14 protein-coding genes, 2 tRNA genes, 3 rRNA genes and 1 pseudogene are annotated in these 21,067 nt (G+C 47.1%); 9 read left to right on the top strand and 11 right to left on the bottom strand.

The genetic code is table 11. The features are described from left to right. Positions 1-305 precede the first annotated feature (305 nt). The 5 genes from rrf to AC0VXX_RS00565 all read right to left on the bottom strand — a co-directional run bounded on the left by rrf (position 306) and on the right by AC0VXX_RS00565 (position 5,784). Positions 306-421, bottom strand: a 5S ribosomal RNA gene (rrf, locus tag AC0VXX_RS00585). A gap of 104 nt (positions 422-525) precedes the next feature. Then, positions 526-3,419 (bottom strand): 23S ribosomal RNA (locus tag AC0VXX_RS00580). A 329-nt stretch (positions 3,420-3,748) separates the two neighbouring features. Beyond that, positions 3,749-3,824 (bottom strand) — tRNA-Ala (locus AC0VXX_RS00575). 133 nt (positions 3,825-3,957) lie between these two features. Next, positions 3,958-4,034 (bottom strand) — tRNA-Ile (locus tag AC0VXX_RS00570). A 205-nt stretch (positions 4,035-4,239) separates the two neighbouring features. After that, a 16S ribosomal RNA gene (locus AC0VXX_RS00565) occupies positions 4,240-5,784 on the bottom strand. Together the 16S, 23S and 5S rRNA genes with 2 tRNA genes alongside form the textbook arrangement of a ribosomal RNA operon. A gap of 671 nt (positions 5,785-6,455) precedes the next feature. Between AC0VXX_RS00565 and AC0VXX_RS00560 the strand changes: the two genes are divergently transcribed. Further along, positions 6,456-6,917, top strand: coding sequence for an RNA recognition motif domain-containing protein (locus AC0VXX_RS00560; protein WP_475515495.1), 462 nt, complete (start codon positions 6,456-6,458; stop codon positions 6,915-6,917). An 83-nt stretch (positions 6,918-7,000) separates the two neighbouring features. Here the strand turns inward: AC0VXX_RS00560 and murI are convergent, their stop codons facing one another. After that, on the bottom strand, positions 7,001-7,783 hold the full coding sequence (gene murI, locus AC0VXX_RS00555) for a glutamate racemase (protein WP_475515494.1): 783 nt from the start codon (positions 7,781-7,783) through the stop codon (positions 7,001-7,003). Between the two features lie 141 nt (positions 7,784-7,924). On the opposite strand from murI, the gene trmA reads away from it, so the two are divergent. Then, a complete protein-coding gene (gene trmA, locus AC0VXX_RS00550) occupies positions 7,925-9,022 on the top strand; it encodes a tRNA (uridine(54)-C5)-methyltransferase TrmA (RefSeq protein WP_475515493.1) in 1,098 nt (365 codons plus the stop codon). Between the two features lie 108 nt (positions 9,023-9,130). On the opposite strand, the gene fabR is transcribed toward trmA, so the two are convergent. Then, positions 9,131-9,745 (bottom strand): HTH-type transcriptional repressor FabR, encoded by a 615-nt coding sequence (gene fabR, locus AC0VXX_RS00545; RefSeq protein ID WP_475516895.1) that lies wholly within the window; start codon positions 9,743-9,745, stop codon positions 9,131-9,133. 139 nt (positions 9,746-9,884) lie between these two features. Between fabR and AC0VXX_RS00540 the strand changes: the two genes are divergently transcribed. The 3 genes from AC0VXX_RS00540 to mnmH all read left to right on the top strand — a co-directional run bounded on the left by AC0VXX_RS00540 (position 9,885) and on the right by mnmH (position 13,316). After that, complete coding sequence (locus AC0VXX_RS00540; protein ID WP_475515492.1) at positions 9,885-10,991, top strand: acyl-CoA desaturase; 1,107 nt, start codon at positions 9,885-9,887, stop codon at positions 10,989-10,991. A 175-nt stretch (positions 10,992-11,166) separates the two neighbouring features. Beyond that, positions 11,167-12,210 (top strand): selenide, water dikinase SelD, encoded by a 1,044-nt coding sequence (gene selD / locus AC0VXX_RS00535; protein ID WP_475515491.1) that lies wholly within the window; start codon positions 11,167-11,169, stop codon positions 12,208-12,210. Continuing rightward, the gene (gene mnmH / locus AC0VXX_RS00530; RefSeq protein ID WP_475515490.1) at positions 12,210-13,316 is read left to right on the top strand and encodes a tRNA 2-selenouridine(34) synthase MnmH; all 1,107 of its coding nucleotides are present in this window, start codon (positions 12,210-12,212) and stop codon (positions 13,314-13,316) included. The genes selD and mnmH overlap by 1 nt, the downstream gene beginning before the upstream one ends. 168 nt (positions 13,317-13,484) lie before the next feature. Here mnmH and AC0VXX_RS00525 read toward each other — a convergent pair whose 3' ends face one another. From AC0VXX_RS00525 to nudE, 4 genes are all read right to left on the bottom strand, one after another. Next, positions 13,485-15,335 (bottom strand): MFS transporter, encoded by a 1,851-nt coding sequence (locus tag AC0VXX_RS00525; RefSeq protein WP_475515489.1) that lies wholly within the window; start codon positions 15,333-15,335, stop codon positions 13,485-13,487. Between the two features lie 105 nt (positions 15,336-15,440). Next, positions 15,441-15,896: a GNAT family N-acetyltransferase gene (locus tag AC0VXX_RS00520; protein WP_475515488.1), complete on the bottom strand. Its 456-nt coding sequence runs from the start codon at positions 15,894-15,896 to the stop codon at positions 15,441-15,443. After that, entirely contained in the window at positions 15,889-16,701 is an 813-nt protein-coding gene (gene cysQ, locus AC0VXX_RS00515) for a 3'(2'),5'-bisphosphate nucleotidase CysQ (protein WP_475515487.1), read from the bottom strand. Before cysQ ends, AC0VXX_RS00520 begins: the two co-directional genes overlap by 8 nt. Positions 16,702-16,751: 50 nt before the next feature. After that, complete coding sequence (gene nudE / locus AC0VXX_RS00510) at positions 16,752-17,297, bottom strand: ADP compounds hydrolase NudE (protein ID WP_475515486.1); 546 nt, start codon at positions 17,295-17,297, stop codon at positions 16,752-16,754. A gap of 96 nt (positions 17,298-17,393) precedes the next feature. On the opposite strand from nudE, the gene yrfG reads away from it, so the two are divergent. From yrfG to coxB, 4 genes and pseudogenes are all read left to right on the top strand, one after another. Further along, positions 17,394-18,065 (top strand): GMP/IMP nucleotidase, encoded by a 672-nt coding sequence (gene yrfG, locus AC0VXX_RS00505; protein WP_475515485.1) that lies wholly within the window; start codon positions 17,394-17,396, stop codon positions 18,063-18,065. A 349-nt stretch (positions 18,066-18,414) separates the two neighbouring features. Beyond that, complete coding sequence (gene lexA / locus AC0VXX_RS00500; protein ID WP_475515484.1) at positions 18,415-19,032, top strand: transcriptional repressor LexA; 618 nt, start codon at positions 18,415-18,417, stop codon at positions 19,030-19,032. Continuing rightward, positions 19,029-19,538: a cell division inhibitor SulA gene (locus tag AC0VXX_RS00495; RefSeq protein ID WP_475515483.1), complete on the top strand. Its 510-nt coding sequence runs from the start codon at positions 19,029-19,031 to the stop codon at positions 19,536-19,538. The genes lexA and AC0VXX_RS00495 overlap by 4 nt, the downstream gene beginning before the upstream one ends. A 400-nt stretch (positions 19,539-19,938) precedes the next feature. Beyond that, positions 19,939-21,051: pseudogene (coxB, locus tag AC0VXX_RS00490) on the top strand (cytochrome c oxidase subunit II); the annotation flags it as partial. Between the last annotated feature and the right edge of the window lie 16 nt (positions 21,052-21,067).

The following is a 21,067-nucleotide window of genomic DNA, read 5'->3' as shown; positions in this document are numbered from 1 at the left end:
ACTTCCCCATGTTCGAGTGGTTATCTCTAGGCTAAAACGAAAAAAGCCCCAACACAAAGTGCTGGGGATTTATCGACTCTCTTTCGAGAAGTATTAGGCGTCTGTCATGGTCAGCTTCGAGCTAGCTCTCCGCGTTCAGCTCCAGCATCAAGCTGCGCTTGATAAGCGCAGACGCTTCACCCTACTCTACATGGGTTTGAGCCTCACTACGTTCGGACTTTTTATTTCCCCATGTTCGAATGGTTATCTCCCAGCTAAAACGAAAAAAGCCCGTTGCATTAGCAACGGGCTTTATCGTATTAGGCGTCTGGAAATGACCTACTCTCACATGGGGAGACCCCACACTACCATCGGCGCGATTGCGTTTCACTTCTGAGTTCGGGATGGGATCAGGTGGTACCACAATGCTATGGTTTCCAGACAAATTTGGAAATTTAGAAAGCTGTTTTAAATTTGAGTACACTAAATCAAGTGTCTGTATTCTTTCGCTAAGTATTCACTTAGTTAGAAACCCTTTTGGGTTGTATGGTTAAGCCTCACGGGTCATTAGTACAAGTTAGCTCAACGCCTCACAACGCTTACACACCTTGCCTATCAACGTAGTAGTCTCCTACGGCCCTTTAGAGGACTTAAAGTCCTAGGGATGACTCATCTTAGGGCTCGCTTCCCGCTTAGATGCTTTCAGCGGTTATCGATTCCGAACGTAGCTACCGGGCAATGCCATTGGCATGACAACCCGAACACCAGCGGTTCGTCCACTCCGGTCCTCTCGTACTAGGAGCAGCTCCCTTCAATCATCCAACGCCCACGGCAGATAGGGACCGAACTGTCTCACGACGTTCTGAACCCAGCTCGCGTACCACTTTAAATGGCGAACAGCCATACCCTTGGGACCGACTTCAGCCCCAGGATGTGATGAGCCGACATCGAGGTGCCAAACACCGCCGTCGATATGAACTCTTGGGCGGTATCAGCCTGTTATCCCCGGAGTACCTTTTATCCGTTGAGCGATGGCCCTTCCATTCAGAACCACCGGATCACTATGACCTGCTTTCGCACCTGCTCGACGTGTATGTCTCGCAGTTAAGCTGGCTTATGCCATTGCACTAACCGTACGATGTCCGACCGTACTTAGCCAACCTTCGTGCTCCTCCGTTACTCTTTGGGAGGAGACCGCCCCAGTCAAACTACCCACCAGGCACTGTCCTCAACCCCGATTCAGGGGCCAGAGTTAGAACATCAACACTACAAGGGTGGTATTTCAAGGTTGACTCCACAAGAACTGGCGTTCCTGCTTCAAAGTCTCCCACCTATCCTACACATGTAGGGTCAATGTTCAGTGCCAAGCTATAGTAAAGGTTCACGGGGTCTTTCCGTCTAGCCGCGGGTATACGGCATCTTCACCGCAATTTCAACTTCACTGAGTCTCGGCTGGAGACAGCGTGGCCATCATTACGCCATTCGTGCAGGTCGGAACTTACCCGACAAGGAATTTCGCTACCTTAGGACCGTTATAGTTACGGCCGCCGTTTACCGGGGCTTCGATCATGAGCTTCTCCGAAGATAACCCAATCAATTAACCTTCCGGCACCGGGCAGGCGTCACACCGTATACTTCCTCTTGCGAGTTTGCACAGTGCTGTGTTTTTGATAAACAGTTGCAGCCACCTGGTATCTGCGACTCCCGTCAGCTTAGAGAGCAAGTCTCATCACCAACAGGAGCGTACCTTCTCCCGAAGTTACGGTACCATTTTGCCTAGTTCCTTCAGCCGAGTTCTCTCAAGCGCCTTGGTATTCTCTACCCAACCACCTGTGTCGGTTTGGGGTACGATTCCTGCTAACCTGAAGCTTAGAAGATTTTCCTGGAAGCATGGCATCAACTACTTCAGTTCCGTAGAACCTCGTCGTCAACTCTCAGTGTATGTGCACCCGGATTTGCCTAAGTGCACCACCTACAGCCTTAAACGCGGACAACCAACGCCGCGCTAGCCTAGCCTTCTCCGTCTCTCCATCGCAGTTAGCAGAAGTACAGGAATATTAACCTGTTTCCCATCGACTACGCCTTTCGGCCTCGCCTTAGGGGTCGACTCACCCTGCCCTGATTAACATTGGACAGGAACCCTTGGTCTTTCGGCGTGGGGGTTTTTCACCCCCATTATCGTTACTCATGTCAGCATTCGCACTTCTGATACCTCCAGCGTGGGTTACCCCTTCACCTTCAACGGCTTACAGAACGCTCCTCTACCGCACTAGCGCAAGCGCTAGTACCCATAGCTTCGGTGTATTGCTTAGCCCCGTTAAATCTTCCGCGCAGGCCGACTCGACTAGTGAGCTATTACGCTTTCTTTAAATGATGGCTGCTTCTAAGCCAACATCCTAGCTGTCTAAGCCTTCCCACATCGTTTCCCACTTAGCAATAACTTTGGGACCTTAGCTGATGGTCTGGGTTGTTTCCCTTTTCACGACGGACGTTAGCACCCGCCGTGTGTCTCCCGAGTAGTACTCATTGGTATTCGGAGTTTGCAAAGGGTTGGTAAGTCGGGATGACCCCCTAGCCTTAACAGTGCTCTACCCCCAATGGTATTCGCTCGAGGCGCTACCTAAATAGCTTTCGAGGAGAACCAGATATCTCCCGGTTTGATTGGCCTTTCACCCCCAGCCACAAGTCATCACCGCATTTTTCAACATACGTGTGTTCGGTCCTCCAGTTGATGTTACTCAACCTTCAACCTGCCCATGGCTAGATCACCGGGTTTCGGGTCTACACCTTGCAACTAAACGCGCAGTTAACACTCGGTTTCCCTACGGCTCCGCTATTCGCTTAACCTCGCTACAAAATGTAAGTCGCTGACCCATTATACAAAAGGTACGCAGTCACGGTCTCAAGAACCGCTCCCACTGCTTGTACGTATACGGTTTCAGGTTCTATTTCACTCCCCTCACAGGGGTTCTTTTCGCCTTTCCCTCACGGTACTGGTTCACTATCGGTCAGTCAGGAGTATTTAGCCTTGGAGGATGGTCCCCCCATGTTCAGACAAGATGTCACGTGTCCCGTCCTACTCGTTTTCACGTAAAGTTAGTTTTCATGTACGGGGCTATCACCCTGTGCCGCTGTGCTTTCCAACACATTCCACTAACACCCTCTACGCTTAAGGGCTAATCCCCGTTCGCTCGCCGCTACTAGGGGAATCTCGGTTGATTTCTTTTCCTCCGGGTACTTAGATGTTTCAGTTCCCCGGGTTCGCCTCACAACACTATGTATTCATGTTGTGATACATGCTTATGCATGTGGGTTTCCCCATTCGGACATCGTTAGCTCAAATGCTTGTTACTAGCTCGCCAACGCTTTTCGCAAGTTACTACGTCCTTCATCGCCTCTGACTGCCAAGGCATCCACCGTATACGCTTAGTCACTTAACCATACAACCCAAATGAGTTTCACAAACTAATGTTTACAAAACACATCCTATCAAGCGGGTAAGCCTGATGGGTGTATCGCAACTAATGGTGTTTACTTTCGCCAAAAGAATACTCATGAATCATCATTACAATAATTCGGCACTTGATTTAAGTGTTTGAGAACTCAATTTTAATTTTCGCGTCAATGCTACAAATAACCACGTACAAGTACGCCATTATCCCTTTCACATTAACACTATCAGCTTTCCAAATTTTTAAAGAGCGGGCTTAAAAAAGCCAAAGATAAATTTTGCATTTATCTTTGGCATCTCTATCCATGTGCAAGTAAATGGTGGAGCTATGCGGGATCGAACCGCAGACCTCCTGCGTGCAAGGCAGGCGCTCTCCCAGCTGAGCTATAGCCCCATTTACATGCAGTCAAACAAAAACATACGTTACTTATTGCTAAGTCATTACCAAATCAAGTGATACAAGGCATGTAGAGAGGACGTTTAGCCTGCTAAACGACGAACTACATAACGCAGTAACACGAAGATTTTGGTGGGTCAGAGTGGACTTGAACCACCGACCTCACCCTTATCAGGGGTGCGCTCTAACCAGCTGAGCTACAGACCCATTTATACTTGTTTCTTTGCTTCAATTCAGCGTTGCTTTCGTCGTTCAATCAGTCATGTAGCGAACTACATTCCCTCTTTCTCTCCTCAAGCGCCTTGACTTGAAACAAATTAACGTCGTCTAAATAGACACGTATATTTTTGCTCTTTCTTTCTATCAAGTAATCTGTGTGAACACTCAACAAACATTAAGTTAGTCGTATAGGTAAGGAGGTGATCCAGCCCCAGGTTCCCCTAGGGCTACCTTGTTACGACTTCACCCCAGTCATGAACCACACCGTGGTAAACGCCCTCCCGAAGGTTAAGCTATCTACTTCTGGTGCAGCCCACTCCCATGGTGTGACGGGCGGTGTGTACAAGGCCCGGGAACGTATTCACCGTGGCATTCTGATCCACGATTACTAGCGATTCCGACTTCATGGAGTCGAGTTGCAGACTCCAATCCGGACTACGACAAGCTTTGTGAGATTAGCTCCACCTCGCGGCTTTGCAACCCTCTGTACTTGCCATTGTAGCACGTGTGTAGCCCTACTCGTAAGGGCCATGATGACTTGACGTCGTCCCCACCTTCCTCCGGTTTATCACCGGCAGTCTCCCTAAAGTTCCCACCATTACGTGCTGGCAAATAAGGATAAGGGTTGCGCTCGTTGCGGGACTTAACCCAACATTTCACAACACGAGCTGACGACAGCCATGCAGCACCTGTCTCAGAGTTCCCGAAGGCACTAAGCTATCTCTAGCGAATTCTCTGGATGTCAAGAGTAGGTAAGGTTCTTCGCGTTGCATCGAATTAAACCACATGCTCCACCGCTTGTGCGGGCCCCCGTCAATTCATTTGAGTTTTAACCTTGCGGCCGTACTCCCCAGGCGGTCTACTTAATGCGTTAGCTTGGGAACCCAGTGCTCAAGGCACCAAATTCCGAGTAGACATCGTTTACGGCGTGGACTACCAGGGTATCTAATCCTGTTTGCTCCCCACGCTTTCGTACCTGAGCGTCAGTCTTTGTCCAGGGGGCCGCCTTCGCCACCGGTATTCCTTCAGATCTCTACGCATTTCACCGCTACACCTGAAATTCTACCCCCCTCTACAAGACTCTAGTTTGCCAGTTCGAAATGCAATTCCCAGGTTGAGCCCGGGGCTTTCACATCTCGCTTAACAAACCGCCTGCGTACGCTTTACGCCCAGTAATTCCGATTAACGCTTGGACCCCTCGTATTACCGCGGCTGCTGGCACGAAGTTAGCCGGTCCTTCTTCTGCGAGTAACGTCACACCTAAACGCTATTAACGCTTAAGCTTTCCTCCTCGCTGAAAGTGCTTTACAACCCGAAGGCCTTCTTCACACACGCGGCATGGCTGCATCAGGCTTGCGCCCATTGTGCAATATTCCCCACTGCTGCCTCCCGTAGGAGTCTGGGCCGTGTCTCAGTCCCAGTGTGGCTGATCATCCTCTCAGAACAGCTAGGGATCGTCGCCTTGGTGAGCCATTACCTCACCAACTAGCTAATCCCACCTAGGTACATCCAATCGCAGAAGGCCCGAAGGTCCCCTCTTTTCCCCCGTAGGGCGTATGCGGTATTAGCAGTCGTTTCCAACTGTTATCCCCCTCGACTGGGCAGTTCCCTAGGCATTACTCACCCGTCCGCCGCTCGTCAGCAAAGAAAGCAAGCTTTCTTCCTGTTACCGCTCGACTTGCATGTGTTAGGCCTGCCGCCAGCGTTCAATCTGAGCCATGATCAAACTCTTCAATTAAAGTTTTGTTGTTTGACTTACGTCAAACGGCTCAACGAATTCTGTTCGAACTAATCTTGCGATTAATTCTTTGTACATATTGCTATGAACACTCATCACCTCTCGTGAGAGAAAGTGAAAGAATTGGTTGATTTAATTCTTTGATTGCCAACCCGAAGGTTAGGCAATTTCGATTAACTCAACACCTGTGAGTGTCCACACAGATTACTTGATAAATTGTTAAAGAGCGTTAGCACATCTTGGTAGTTCCAAGTGGCTAGGGCTGCGTATTCTACGCAATCCTTGGTTCGCGTCAAGCAGTTTTTAAAACTTTTTGATGCGGCACTTTTCAGTGCCTGACCACCCTGTAAGCTAGGTGTTTAACCAAGTTACTTAGTGCTTTACGACTTCTCTCTGCGAGCTTCGCCGTGTCAGTGGTTGCGCATTATAGGGAGTTATCTTGGGGGCGCAAGGGCTTTTTAAACGATCGGCGATCGCTCGATGATCTTTTCGCCGTTATGGCGTTTTTTGTATCACTTTGTGTGGTTTTACACCGATGGGACTAACGACTCAGTTATATTAATCGTTAATTAAGTTCGTTTTTTCGTCAATATACTAGTGTAATTGCCAATAATTCATTACCATATACGAGCTGTTAACAGTTAATTATCAATTCTTCAGAGAACATATATATGCAAAAGCCATTTCTTATTGTTTTGATCGTCGCCATTGTTGGCGCATTGGCAATATCTCAGTTCGCGCCAGACCTATATTCTGCAATCGCGTTTTTTACTGGTGCTATTATCGCAAGCGTTATTTTTACCCTTCAATCACCTAAGTCTGATACCGATACTGATGAACAGTATAAAGGCCCAACGATGACACTTTATGTTGGCAACTTGCCATACCGTGTCCATGAAGGCGAAGTAAAGGTGTTATTTGGTAAGTACGGCCCAGTAAACTCTGTACGTCTAGTTCGCGATCGTAAGACGGGTCGCCGTAAAGGTTTTGGATTTATCGAGATGTCTGAAGCGGGCGCTAAGAAGGCCATGGTTAAGTTAAACGAGTTTGATTTTCAGGAGCGTACACTTAAAGTGCGTGAAGCAAAGTCACAAGACGCTGAAAAGTCAGAATCTACTCAGGAAACTAACTAGAGTACTCCTCTTTTACCTATACATGTAAAGGCATACTTATAGAATAGTATGAACAAATAACATTAGTGGTCTTATGCCAGATTCTATGGGATTAATTGTCTAATAGATGAAAAGCCATATTCCACTAGTGTTGTTTTTAACCCTTTAGATATCTCTTGCGTCGTAAAGTATGCGTGGCTTTCTCCTCTTTCTCCTTCTGTAGTATCACCATTGCGCAAGGTTTTAACTCTAGCAGCTATCGCCTTGGCAGAATCTAATAACCGAACCCCTTCACCAAGGTAATGTTGTAACTCCACTTTTAAGATAGGAAAGTGCGTGCACCCTAAGACTAATGTATCTATGCCTGATTGCTTTATAGGTGATAATACTTGGGTGAGCAGCGCATGATCGATAGGCTCTTGCGCCATCTTAGCTTCGGCTAAGAGTACTAGCTCTGATGATCCGAAACATGTCACTTCGCAATCAGCGGCAAACTTTTGGATCAACGTGCGTGTATAAGCGCGGTTAACTGTTCCTGGAGTAGCCAGTAATCCGATACGTTTGTTCTTACTCATGGCAGCCGCGGGTTTAATCGCAGGTACCACCCCAACAACCGGAATAACCAGTTGAGCGCGCAGTGCTGGCAATATCAAGGTACTTGCAGTGTTACAAGCCACGACAACAATATCGGCTGTGACTCTATCTACCGCTTGAGTAATAAGCTGCACGGCGCCGCTAATCAATACCTGTTCTTCTAGCTCACCATAAGGCAATCTGGCGTTATCAAATAAGTAGTAATAGTTTTCATTGGGCAGCGTTTGCTTAACTTCAGAGAGTATGGAAAGCCCACCCACACCTGAATCGAATACTAAAATATTTGCCGACAAACTCAATTCCCCGTGGGTAAACTCTAAATGTGATAAGCATGATATTTTCCCATAGCCAGGGATAAATCAAAAGCCAGATATTGGACATCATGGCAGGGTAGTATACTATTTGCGCCCCAATGATAGTAACGGTGTTTAAAAATGAATTTAGAAGCAATGGATCCTAACCAATACGATAAGCAACTCGATGCTAAACGTGAAAAATTAGCGCAACTTTTTGCTGACTTTGACACCCCATCATTGCAAGTATTCGCGTCGACACCTGAACATTATCGTATGCGTGCCGAATTTCGTGTGTGGCACGAAGGTGAGGACCTTTACTACTATATGTTTGATAAGGCGCTTAATCAAAAAATACGTTGTGAGCAGTTCTTACCCGCAAGTGCGCTGATCAATGAGATGATGCCGGCTTTAATGGCTGAGCTTCGTCCTAACCCAGTATTACGCCATAAGCTATTTCAGGTCGACTTTTTGTCTACCCTAAGCGGTGAGATCTTAGTCTCATTGCTGTACCACAAACAACTTGACCAACAATGGCAAGATGAAGCACAGTCCCTCAAGCAACGTCTGGGTAAGCAATTTAACGTCAATATAATTGGCCGTGCGCGCAAACAAAAGTTGATGCTAGATCGTGATTATGTGATTGAGTCATTGCCCGTTAATGGACAGACTTTGATTTATAAGCAGGTGGAAAATAGCTTTACTCAACCTAACGGACAAGTGTCTATCAAGATGCTGGAATGGGCCATAGATAGCACCAAAGAGAGCAGTGGCGATCTGTTAGAGCTCTATTGTGGTAATGGCAACTTCTCTATTGCGTTGGCACAGAACTTCAACCGCGTGCTCGCTACGGAATTAGCTAAACCTTCGGTCGACTCGGCCCAATATAATATTGAAGCCAATAATATCGAGAATGTGCAGATCATTCGCATGTCCGCCGAAGACTTTACCGACGCATTAGCCAAGAAACGCAGCTATAGGCGTCTAGAAGGGATAGATTTAGACAGCTATAACTGCAACACCATATTTGTTGACCCGCCACGTGCCGGTCTCGATGACAATACTTTAGCCATGGTGCAAGGTTATCAACGGATCATCTATATTTCATGTAACCCAAATACTCTGCTAGATAACCTCAAGGTGTTGGATAGCACCCACAAAATTACTCGCTTTGCGCTATTTGATCAGTTTCCATATACCGATCACATGGAGTCTGGCGTGTTATTAGAAAAACGCTAAACACCAAATTGTTCAGCTCACACTAAAATCTTAAGATCTAAGTATTAAGATCCAAAAGGGCCATTAGGCCCTTTTGCGTATCGAGTCTCGCTAAAATCTCATACTGGATCAGCGGTTTTCCATTTTTTGTTGTAACGACTCAGCCCCTTTCGCCACCATACGCAACTGGATAACCAACCTGTCGGCTAATATCTTACGATCCACTCGTTTCATATCTAACGCTGCAGCTCCTGCGTTAAACACCAATGTGACCAATGCCTCAGCTTGGGCACGGGCTAATTCTGGTGAGCGCCTCGCCGTGGCTTCGGTGTAATGCGCTAACTCTGATATAAAGTGCTCAATCTCACGCGCGACCGCAGCACGAAACGGCGCCGATGTGCCCGAGCGTTCATGTAACAGAATACGGAATACGTTAGGGTTAGATTCAAGCACCTCCATAAAGGTCTCGACCGAGATACGGATCACGCTACCACCCGCCTCGGCGCGTTGACGTCCCTTACGCATCATCTGGCGTAATGTTAAACCGCCCTCATCGACCATGGTCAAACCCAGTTCATTCATATCTTTAAAGTGACGATAAAATGAAGTTGGCGCGATATTGGCTTCACGAGCTACTTCTCGTAAGCTTAGGCTAGAAAAACTGCGCTCTGCGCTTAACTGATTAAATGCAGCATCAACTAACGCGCGACGCGTTTTTTCCTTCTGCTGTGCCCTGACGCCCATCATGATGAATCCACTAGATAAAGAGAATCTGGCAATAATACATTCTTTAACATAAAAACGCAGCCTATCTTGACCTAGCCTATTAAGCACGCTAAATTGGCGTACAGATGTACGCTCAATTTTGCTGTTGGATATTATAATGAAAAAACCTCCCCTCATATGGACTAATATATTGCTGTTTGCCATCACCTTTTTAGGTGCTGTCATACTTGTACCTTGGTACGGCATCACCTACGGTTATGGTATTGCAGAATGGGTGGCCTTTATCGGCTTGGCCTTTGCAAGCGGATTATCAATTACCGCTGGTTATCATAGACTTTGGTCTCATCGCACCTATAAAGCACACTGGTCAATGCGCCTGCTATTTGCATTAGGCGGCGCGCTGGCTTTGCAAAACAGTGCGTTACATTGGTCATCGGATCATCGTATTCATCATAAGCATGTCGATGATAATGATAAAGACCCCTATTCGGCGAACATGGGCTTCTGGTATAGCCATATTGGGTGGATGTTACGTGAGTATCAAGCCCAGCGTTACCACGATTATAAAAATGTGCGTGACCTGCAAAATGATAAAATTGTGATGTGGCAGCACAAACATTATTTATCACTCATGCTGCTCATGAACATTGGCTTACCGGCGTTATTGGGTTGGCTCAATGGTGATATATTGGCCATGTTACTGATGGCAGGCCTATTGAGATTAGTCGTTGTTCATCACTGCACTTTCTTCATCAACTCGCTAGCACATATCTGGGGCAAACAGCCATACACAGATAAAAACACCGCACGGGACAATGGTATCTTGGCCGTTTTTACTTACGGTGAGGGATACCATAACTTCCACCATATTTTTGAAAACGACTATCGTAATGGGATCCAGTGGTGGCATTACGATCCCACTAAGTGGCTTATCAATATGATGGCATGGACAGGGTTGGCCACCCAGTTACGAGTCACTCCACAAGAACGGATCGAAAGTGCTAAATTACAGATGCAGCTAAAACGCACTCGTAACAAGGTTGAACAGTTAGCCAATGGTGATGAGATACTCGAGAAACTACATGATGAATATGAGTTACTCAAAACCCACATTAGCGAATATTACCAAGCGCAAAAAGAGTTATTAGACGCCAAGCGGCAAAAACTGACCCACAAACAATTAATGCTCAGAGTCGAACAGCTCAAACAAGACCTACTGATGCGTAAACGCAATTGGAAATTACTCACCGCCAATTACATCTAAGTTAGGGTTTTATCACACCGGGCCACTAATCAGTGACCCGGTTTTGTCCTTCCGCATAAATTTAACCATCCCTTTGACGTGCGTAACGCACATCTGCCTTACCACAGATTGAAGTGCTAAATAGATGGGTCTATCATGGGCGGCTAACCCGTTCATTTAGAGATAGTTCGAGCTCATGTCAGACACTAAGATAAAACTTACCGAATACAGTCATGGCGCAGGTTGTGGCTGCAAAATATCACCCAAAGTATTGGGAACGATTCTGGCATCGCAATTACCTATCTTCGATGACCCTAATATTCTCGTTGGTAACAGCACCCGCGATGATGCCGCCGTCTATAAGCTCAATGATGAAACGGGCATTATCAGCACCACAGACTTTTTTATGCCGATAGTGGATGATCCTTTTACCTTTGGTCGCATTGCTGCCACCAACGCGATTAGCGATATTTATGCCATGGGCGGGACGCCAATGATGGCCATCGCCATATTGGGCTGGCCAGTGAATACTTTACCAGCAGAGATCGCTCAGCAAGTTGTCGATGGTGGGCGCCAAGCGTGCGCCGATGCTGGCATCATGCTGGCAGGTGGCCACAGTATCGATGCGCCAGAACCCATCTTTGGCCTAGCCGTTACTGGGCAAATTCCGTTAACCGAACTCAAACAAAACAATACCGCTAAGGTCGGCGATAAACTGTATCTCACTAAACCACTGGGGATCGGTATTTTGACCACGGCTCAGAAGCAAAAAAAGCTAGCCGATGAAGATAGTAATATCGCTCCAGAGGCCATGTGCCAGCTCAATAAAATCGGCCCAGCTATCGCAAAAATTGTCGGCGTTAGTGCCATGACAGATGTGACAGGTTTCGGCTTAGCGGGCCATCTCATTGAGATGTGCTTAGGTGCTGATGTGGCAGCTAAGATTGATATCGACGCCCTGCCCTTGTTACCCAAAGCAAAAGACTACCTGCAGATGGGCTGCATTCCCGGTGGTACCCATAGAAACTACGACAGCTATGGCGAACATTTACCCCTGGTCAATGAGGAACAAAAAGCACTATTGTGCGATCCACAAACCAGTGGCGGATTATTGATTGCCGTTTCAGCAAGCCATGAAGCGGCTTTAATTAGCCTACTCGAGGCTAATGATATTGCGCCAATAAGCATTGGTCATTTGGTCACCAAACCCGCAACGAAGCAACTCGTGGAACTGTGCTAATGCCACCACTTATGGTTTCTAAAAACCAATATACCCAGCTGTTTATTAACGACCACCCCATAATGGATGTGCGCGCGCCCATCGAGTTCGATAAAGGGGCGTTTCCGACCAGTACTAACTTACCCTTAATGCAAGATGATGAGCGCGAACAGGTGGGCACATGTTATAAGCAACGCGGCCAAGCCGCCGCGATTGCCTTAGGTCATACGCTCGTTAATGGTGACATCAAACAACAAAGGGTCGATGCATGGCGCGAGTATTTTGCTCGTCACCCTAATGCTTACCTATATTGTTTCCGCGGTGGACTGCGTTCACAACTGACACAGCAATGGCTTAAGGAGGCTGGGCTATCCGTCCCCTATATCGAAGGCGGATATAAGGCGATGCGTCAGTTTTTGATAGACACCATAGATCAAGCACCTAGGGTAAAACCCATGTTGATCCTCAGCGGCATCACTGGCAGTGGTAAAACGGACTTTTTATTACAGCGCCCAGAAGGCGTGGATTTAGAAGGCCTTGCCCATCATCGCGGCTCAAGCTTTGGCCGCTACCACGAGCCGCAACCTTCGCAGATCAACTTCGAAAATAACCTCGCTGTGGCACTGCTAAAACACCAAGCTAGCGAAGCCAAATCGTTACTGCTCGAAGATGAAAGCTACCTCATTGGTCGCTCTGCGCTACCACAAGCCTTTTATAAAGGCATGCAAGTGGCAAAAGTGGTGGTATTAGAGGAGAGCCAAACAGCCAGATTAAACCGATTGCTCGACGAATATGTCCATAAGATGCATCAAGGTTATCTTGATCGCCTCGGCGAAGAGGCCGGCTTTATCGCTTTTGCCGATTATTTGTCGCAAAGCATCAGTGGCATAAAAAAACGCCTTGGCGGCAAACAACATGATGAACTGCAGGCGATGGTGACTCATGCCTTAAATGTACAACAAAGCCAGGGCACGACAGCAGCTCATCTCGAGTGGATAAACGTGCTGCTGAGTAAATACTACGATCCTATGTACCAATATCAGATTGATAAAAAAGCCGATCGGATTATTTTTACAGGTGATCATCAAGCTGTGCATCAGTGGCTCGATCAATACACGCCCCAATAACATCACTTAATGACATGACCGCCATTAAGCGTGACTGAATCACTCACCTGAATTCGAGCAAAACGATGGAATAATCCGAGATAGCTTAGCTATTTAGGATTATTTCATCCCAAAACTAAACTCCAAAATGTAGATAATGAGTTTCGGTTTTAAGCCGGGGTCTTGATTTTATGATGGGTCTGTCATCAAGCGAGTGATTTGCTGATGCAGTGATGTGGCGCTCACCTGAGATACCGCCATGGCATCACCGACAATTAGCGACACCTTTGGCCAAACCTGCCGAGGTTGAAGTGTGTTTGCTTGACTCTCACTCGGCTCTGCTAATCCTTTAATTGCAACCGGTATAACCTTCACAGGAGGTTGCGCCGCAATACTTGCGATCAAGGCGTTAAATTGAGCCTGATAACTCGCCGTCATGGCATCACTCACGGTTAAATTATCGCTTAACAGGCACAGTAACTCGCCATTGGCTAACGCCTGCTCAATCATGGTTAATGCTTCATTATTGCTTGCGCCGCTTATCTCACCCATAGCCAAAGGGATCACTCCTGCCGGCTTAACAGAGCTCGCCATGATAGAGGATGGCATAACAAAGCGCACCGGACGACTCGATACGCCCATCACGCACAAAGCATCGAACTGGTTGATATGAGGACACACCAGCAGCGCAGCCCCCTGTTTGGGCAATTTGTCACACCCTTCGACACTGAAGCGGTAACGCACATGACGAAAGAGATAACTGACAAAGCGCCAACGAAACTCAGGCGCTTGTCCATAAATATAGGCAGCGACCACCAGATTAAGTACCGCCAGTAAGGTAAATAACTCAGGGATACTCCACCCAAATCCCGCCAGCAGTAACATGGCCAATAACGCCGAGCACACCATAAACAGCGCATTAACAATATTATTAGCAGCAATCGCCTGTGCGCATTTACCCGGTGCAGCACGCGACTGGATAAAAGCGTACAACGGGACGATAAACAAGCCCCCACTGACCCCCACCATCAACAAGTCAAACATCAGTCGATAATGCGCTGTTGTGGCGATAAAGTCTCCCACACTATAAACCCACAAGGGATCTAACTGCGCTGGTGGAATAGCCCAGACTAAATCGAGGCCAAACAGGGTCAACCCAGCCATGCCTAAAGCCACGACACCTAACTCAACATGACCATAGGATAAGCGTTCACATAAAAAGGAGCCCACCGCGATACCCACCGAAAATAGCGCTAATAATAGCGACACTACGCTGGCATCAGAGGACAGATGTAACTTAGCAAAATAAGCAAATTGCGTTAGGTAAGTGGCACCGAGAAACCAAAACCAGCTAATGGCGATGATCGCCATCCAGATGCTTGGCGTCTTTCTCACCTGGGTAATGGCGCGCCACGTGTCAGATAAAGGAGCAAAACGAATTGGGGTTACGTCATGCTGTAGAGGCAAAGCCGGAATGGCGCGACTGGCCAAATAACCACACAGGGAAAGTACAAAGACAATCAAGGCACTGGCGACAATCCCATGCGCACTCGTCATCAACAGCCCAGCGCTCAATGTGCCACTTAAAATAGCTAAAAATGTACCCATTTCGACCCAAGCATTACCCGTAACTAACTCTTCTTCGGCCAATACTTGCGGTAAGAGTGAATATTTTACCGGCCCGAAATAGGCCGACTGACAGCCAGTTAAAAATAACAGCAGTAACATCACCATGTAGCTTTGAGACAAAATAGCCATCGCAGCGCACGACATGATAACCACTTCGAGTTGTTTGAGTCTGCGGATAAGCTTCGCCTTGTCCATATTGTCAGCGAGCATCCCGGCATGAGCTGAAAAAAGAAAGAAGGGTAAAATAAACAGGCCCGCGGCCAAATTGACAAATAAATTAATGCTGATTGGCAACTCATTGATCTGGCTATAAGCCACCATCAAGAGTAAAACATTTTTATAAATATTATCGTTTAATGCGCCTAAACATTGGGTGACAAAATAGGGCAAAAATCGTTTTGTTAACAGCATATTTGCTCCAGCTTGCCGCGACCTTAGGTTAGCCTAACCATTTAGACGGCAGTAGAGGGTTATATAAGCCATTGCCAAGCTGTGGCCGTGCACAATAGACAAGGCTTAGCGCATCAGACACATCACCACCCGTGATGCATCTGGGCCAAAATAGTCAGCTTCTGTTTGCAACTCGACAAACCCCAATGCTAGGTATAAATGACGCGCTGGATTAGCTGGGTCCACAGTGAGCATTACCTGAGTGACCGACGGCGCCAAGTGATTAAGTGCATCGATTATCAAACGTTTGCCGATACCTCGGCCTTGGGCGAGTGTCTCCACGGCGACAGATAATATCCAACCTATATGCCGCTGCTCACTTTGCACCATTAGGATATAGCCAAGAAGACGATTATTGTGATCTATTGCAACACGCAAACCACTTGGCCAACAATCGAAACTCTGACGAAAAAAGAAATCCGGATAACAATGTGCGCCAAACACACGCTGTTCAAGCCGATAAACGCCGGCCAGTTCGCCCTTTTGCGCCGCACGCAGGGTAATATCAACTGGCTTATTCACTGACTAACAACTCATCCCAAGGTAAATGGGTCGAACCGACCACGATAAAATTAGGGTTTTCGAGCGATTCACGTTCGTTATAACTGAGCGGCTGCAGTTCAAGATCCATGATCTGCCCGCCCGCCTCTTCGACAATAATTTGTGCCGCGCCGGTATCCCACTCGCCAGTAGGGCCAATGCGTACATAACAATCGGCGCGCCCTTCGGCGACCAAGCAACTTTTAAGCGCTGCTCCGCCGAGCACCACTAGCTCACAATGCTTAGGCTGGTTCAGTAGCTTTAATACCGACTGCGGATCTTGGCGACGACTGACCGCCAAGCGCAATGAGCGCGAATCATCGAGTGTCAATTGACGACTGGCAATGCGCTGCTCGCCTTTACTCGAGCGCTTATAAGCCCCCAGTCCCGCGATGGCATAATAAATCACCTCTGTCATGGGTACATAAACAATCCCCATAATAGGGCGATTATGCTCAACTAGCGCAATGATCACCGAAAAGTCGCCGCTGCCAGCAATAAACTCTCCAGTGCCATCTAATGGATCGACCAGCCAATACCTGGGCCAATCGACGCGATCGGATAACGGGATGTCGGCATCTTCTTCAGATAACACAGGAATATCTGGAGTCAGCTGAGTCAGCGCAGCGGTGATAATTTGGTGCGCAGCGAGATCGGCAGACGTCACAGGGGTATTATCCGCCTTAATTTCTTTATCAAAGCTACCTTCAAGGTAAATATCTTTGATGGCCATTCCCGCTTCAACGGCGATGGCGATCACCTGTTCCACACACTCTTCTGGCTTCATCACAACTCCAACAACCTAGACAGGTAATGCATATATCCGAATTGAAATAACTATTTTAGTTTTAAATGCTTCTGGGCTAAAAACAAGGCACTCACACTTCTCGATTCTGAAAAGTCTTCCAATGCCAATAGCCCTGACCACTGTGCAAGCGGCCAAGAAACAACCTCTATTGGCTCAGGCTCATCGCCTTCAAGGCGACTCTCATACAGATCTTCTGCAATATAGATCTGCATCTTGCTGACAAAATAGCTGGGCGCCAGACTTAACTCCATTAAATGGGTTAATTTTTTAGCCCCAAAGCCTATCTCCTCTTGCAGTTCACGATTAGCGGCCTGCTCAGGCGTCTCTCCCGGATCAACTAACCCTTTGGGAAAGCCCAGTTCATAGCTGTGGGTTCCAGCTGCGTACTCTCTGCCCAGCAACAGTTGCTCCCCCAATACAGGAACCACCATTACGGCGCCACGATTACTGCCTTTCATACGCTCATACTGGCGCTCGACCTGATTAGAAAATTTCAGGTGTACTTGCTCAATTTGAAATAACCGACTCTGGGCAACAACTTGTGTATGTAATATCTGTGGCTTTTGGTCCGACATGAATGTCCCTGATAAAATGACGTTTGCATCACAGTTCAATCTTACTATGATGGGCCTAATCCACAACTCTCACGATAGAATTTTTTTACTGACCTTATGTTTCCTTGGGATAAAATCGATACTGTACTGCTTGATATGGATGGCACACTGCTAGATTTGCACTTTGATAGCCATTTTTGGCTCAAGCTAGTGCCGCAAACCTTAAGTCACAGCAGAAACATCTCTCTAAATGAAGCTAATGTCTTGGTAGAACAAGCCTACGATCAAGTGGTTGGCACCTTGGATTGGTATTGCCTCGACTACTGGCAGCAACAACTGCAACTGGATATTGTGCAGCTGCAACGCACATTGGCCGACAGGATACAGTTACGCCAAGACAGCATGCCATTTCTGCACACATTGGCTAAAAAGCATAAAACCAGAATATTAGTGACCAATGCCCACCCTCATAGCCTAGCACTCAAACTAGAACACACAGAGCTAGCGCAAGGGTTAGACCATATGATCTCCAGCCATGAAACGGGTTTTGCTAAAGAGCACCCTCAATTTTGGTCTAGCTTATTTAACCAATATCAATTGCAACCCAGTCGGTGTTTATTTATCGATGACAGCGAAGCTATCTTACATGCCGCCAAACAAGCTGGAGTTGGGTATTTGCTTGGCATAAGCAATCCTGATAGTAAAAAGCCCCATAAAATATTTACCGACTTTCCCGCAATCCATGATTACCATCACCTGTTAGATGACCTTATCGCCAGCAAGCCATAATAGCTCCACGCTTAATGACACAAGATAAGGATAAATGCAGGCGCGTGGTGTAACCAAACCCTATTGACTGCTTATTTGTTTCACCGCCCGAACTTGGCAGAGAGATCACCTCAACAGATAAGAGAGCAATCGCGCCACTCAGCGACACCCAATGAATCCTTTCCGTAAAATCAAATTCATAACATTGATTTAAATTAAAAAGTCAGGTTGCAATAAAAATAAATCTGCGACCTTCTTTTCCAGTTTTAAGCAAATCCCACCACATTGCCGACAAAAATATGCTTAATCCTTGCGCTACTTTAAATACTGTATATACTGACAGTTACTGTATGGAAAGACAGGATCTGTAATGAGACCATTAACCCCTAGACAAGCTGAAATATTAGAATTAATTAAACGCAATATTGCCGATACAGGCATGCCGCCTACCCGAGCTGAAATTGCTCGTCGCCTAGGCTTTAAAAGCGCCAATGCGGCCGAAGAGCATTTAAAAGCCTTAGCCAAAAAAGGCTGCATCGAAATAATGCCTGGGACCTCGCGAGGTATTAAGCTAACTCAAGAAGATGATAGCGAAGATCTTGGCTTACCACTGATTGGACAAGTCGCTGCCGGTGAACCCATTTTGGCCCAAGAACATGTTGAGCAACACTACAAAGTTGACCCAGCGATGTTTCGCCCAAGCGCTGATTTTCTCTTAAGAGTCCGCGGCGATAGCATGAAAAATATTGGTATTCTCGAAGGCGATCTACTTGCGGTACATAAGGTGGAGCAAGCCAGTAATGGGCAGGTTGTCGTAGCTCGCGTCGAAGATGATGTCACAGTAAAGCGCTTTGAAAAGAAAGGTAATACTGTATATCTTCACGCCGAAAATGAAGAATATTCACCGATAGTCGTCGACCTATCTACCCAAAGCCTTAGCATCGAAGGGCTTGCCGTAGGTGTTATCCGCAACGGAGATTGGCAATGAATAATCTAATGGGTAATGCCCCGCGGCATCCCGGCCTTTGGGTCGATATGAATAAGCAACACAAGCCAACTCAGCACTGTACCATTGCGACATTATCGAGTCGCACCCAAGGTAAGCATGAGTTGCAAGCGCTAACACCGCAATTAGCAAGATTAAGCCAACAAGGCCAGTGGGTAGTACTGATTAGCCCACCGAATATTGGCTATAAACAGATGCTCGCCGATGCCGGTGTTCGCATGGATAGAATCTTATTAGTGCACACCAAAGATGAAGTTGAAGCGCTATGGGCGATGGAAAAAGCGCTTACTAGTGGTACGTCCAGTGCGGTGATCAGTTGGACCCAAGCACTCGATGCACGCGATTACCGCCGCTTACAATTGGTCGCCAAAAGTACTCAGGCTCTGGGTGTTGTGATTGAAGAAGCCAATAGTCACCTACCAGTAACTGCCCTAGCAGAGCAAGATCCGGGCTACCACCAAGCATCATTATTTGGCTCACTGCACTAGCATTACTGCTCAAACTTTCCATACTTAAGCCCCGCGAGGGGCTTTTTTGTCGCTGTTTTTTTTAACAAAATAAAAAAAAGTGATCTTGATCAATATTTAAACAGCGATTAAGTTAGTAATAGATATCAACGATTATTTGTTATATCCGAACAATTTAGTAGTCGGCTTCATTGGCTTGCGAGTGAACATCTCTAGCAAAGTCCAGTTAAGCTGAAATTAGCCTGATATAGTCAGCCGTAAGTGCAAATGTGGTGACCACCAGCAATAACAACATCAATACCACCAGCGCACTATGAAGTCATCGTTGCTTTTTTGGGAACTGAAAAGTTTGCATGGAGCCGAGACATACTGTGTGACTTTTCTTTGTAGTTGCCTTCGCAATTGACAGAGGAGAAGTCTAGTGAAGCATCTGTGGTATAGCTTGCTGGGGTTACTACTAGCCCCGCCCATATTCGCAGCGGATATGCCCCTTAATATGACACCAGGGGTAACAGAGATCAGTGGTAAGGTTTTTGGCCTCCATATGACCATTCTCTATATCTGTTGCGCCATCGGCATCATAGTGTTTGGGGTAATGATCTACTCCATCATTAACCATCGTCGCTCAAAAGGCGCAGTGGCAGCCAATTTTCATGAAAGCACTAAAGTCGAAATAGCTTGGACTATCGTCCCTTTTGTTATCTTGATCGTGATGGCTATCCCCGCCACTAAGACTCTTATCGCCATGGAGGATCCTAGCGATGCAGATATCACCATCAAGGTAACGGGTTCACAGTGGAAATGGCATTACAGTTATTTTGATCACGATATCGAATACTACAGCTTGCTTGCTACCCCTAGAGCACAAATTGAAGGCAGTGAAACGAAGGGCGAAAACTATCTATTAGAAGTCGACAGACCCCTAGTACTTCCCATTAATAAAAAAGTGCGTTTCTTGATGACCTCAGATGATGTGATCCATTCTTGGTGGGTGCCAGCCTTTGCGGTAAAAAAAGATGCTAACCCCGGTTTCATCAATGAAGCTTGGACCCGCGTGGATAAACCCGGCACTTACCGCGGCCAATGTGCAGAACTGTGCGGTAAGGATCACGGCTTTATGCCCATAGTGGTTGAAGTGTTGTCTGAAGCCGATTTTGATATCTGGATCGATGAGCAAAAAAACCAAGCCACAATCGCCGCCGCCGCGACCGAAGCCTCATTATCGCAAACCTTATCTATGGATGAACTGATGACCCAAGGTGAGCAGATATACATGGCACGCTGCGCCGCCTGCCACCAGCCAAATGGCATGGGACTTCCAGGGGTGTTCCCCGGATTAAAAGCCAGCGCCATTGCCACCGGCCCAGTCACAGCACATATCGATATTGTTGTTAATGGTAAGGCGGGCACTGCAATGCAAGCCTTCGCTGGACAGCTAACACCACAGGAGATAGCGGCTGTGGTGACATATGAGCGTAACGCTTGGGGCAATGATGTCGGTGATACCGTCCAAGCCGCTGACGTTAGTCAACATGGTCAATAGGGAGGCA

This window comes from Shewanella sp. QJM3NY_23, from assembly GCF_056173105.1.
This window is presented reverse-complemented; position numbering and strand designations above follow the sequence as displayed.